This window comes from Streptomyces sparsus (assembly GCF_054776295.1).
The window spans coordinates 1-1429 of sequence record NZ_BAAHCA010001120.1; the positions used below are offsets into that span (position 1 = coordinate 1).

Annotated in this window: 2 pseudogenes; one reads left to right on the plus strand and one right to left on the minus strand. The window is 73.6% G+C overall.

The window, feature by feature from the left end:
* Positions 1-900 (plus strand): annotated as a pseudogene (gene eccCb / locus ACYVE9_RS26785) (type VII secretion protein EccCb); the annotation flags it as partial.
* 21 nt (positions 901-921) lie between these two features.
* Here the strand turns inward: eccCb and ACYVE9_RS26790 are convergent.
* Positions 922-1335: pseudogene (locus tag ACYVE9_RS26790) on the minus strand (helix-turn-helix domain-containing protein); the annotation flags it as partial.
* Positions 1336-1429 lie beyond the last annotated feature (94 nt).

The following is a 1429-nucleotide window of genomic DNA, read 5'->3' on the forward strand; positions in this document are numbered from 1 at the left end:
CAGGCCGGGCGGCGCGGCATGCAGCTCACGCATCGGCCCGCCGGGCCGATGCGGGTCCCGCTGGGCCTGCTTGACGACCCGGCACGGCAGTGGCAGGGCCAGTGGCTGCTGGACCTGACGTCGGCCGGCGGCCACGCGGCCGTCATCGGCGGCCCGCAGTCCGGCAAGACCACACTGCTGCGCACCCTGATGCTGTCGCTGGCGCTGACCCACACCCCGCAGGAGGTCGGCGTCTACGGCCTCGACCTGGTCGGCGGCGGCCTCCAGACCATGGCCGGGCTGCCGCACGTCGGCGGCGTCGCCGGGCGTGCCGACCGGGAGCGGGCGATGCGCACCGTCGAGGAGGTGCGCACCATGCTCACCGCCCGCGAGGAGGTGTTCCGCGAGCGCGGCATCGACTCCGTCGAGCAGCTGCGCCGGATGCGGGCCGCCGGGCAGCTTCCGCACCTCGGCTCCACCGACATCGTGCTGGTGGTCGACGGGTTCGGTGAACTGCGCGACGACTTCGAGGAGTTGGACGAGGCCGTCACCGACCTGCTAAAGCGCGGCGGCGGTTACGGCATCCACGTGGTCGCGGCGATGCTGCGGTGGAACGATGTGCGGATCGCCGCCCAGTCGGCGTTCGGCACCCGCGTCGAGCTGCGGCTCAACGACCCCGGTGACAGCAGCATCAACCGGCGGCTGGCGGAGACGCTCGCCGCCGACGAGCCGGGCCGGGTGCTGACCAGCGGCAAGCTGTTCGCGCACACCGCGCTGCCCCGCATCGACTCACTGGCGTCCGCCGACGACCTGGGCGCCGCCGCGGAGCAGGCCGTGCGCTCGGTCCGCTCCGCCTGGTCGGGCGAGCAGCCACCGCCGGTGCAGGTCCAGCAACTCGTCGGGGGTGGCGCCGCAGAGCCGGGCGATGCGCTCCACGGTGCCGTACCCGGCAGGCAGCGCCGCACCGTTGCAGTAGCGGTGCAGGGTCGAGGTGCTCAGGTGCAGCCGCTTGGCCAACTGCCCGTAACTGCGCCCGGAACGTTCCTTGAGCTCCCGCAGCGTCGCAGCGAACTGCGCCGTCTCCTCAGGTACTCCGGCCACCGGCTCCCCCGCGGTCCGTCCGGACCGACGCGGTCCGGCGTGTGTGCCCACCGTCCCGGTCGGTCGTTCCAGGGCGGTGCCGTTCCCGCAGGCCAGCGTACCTCTCACCGTTCCGTCGTCCCGGATGACGTGCAACGGGGGTGGCAAGCCCGGTCGAGAGGTCAACACTGCTGACGGGGAGTCGGTCCACCACCGCACCGAAGGACCGGACACCCGTCCAGCGATTGGAGACCCACATGACGTCAGCAACAGCACCCACCTCGACCCCCGCCACCCCGCGTCGCCACCGCCACGCCGGTAGCGCCGTGCTCGCCGCCGCGGCCGCCGCGGTGATGGCCGCCCCGGCGGC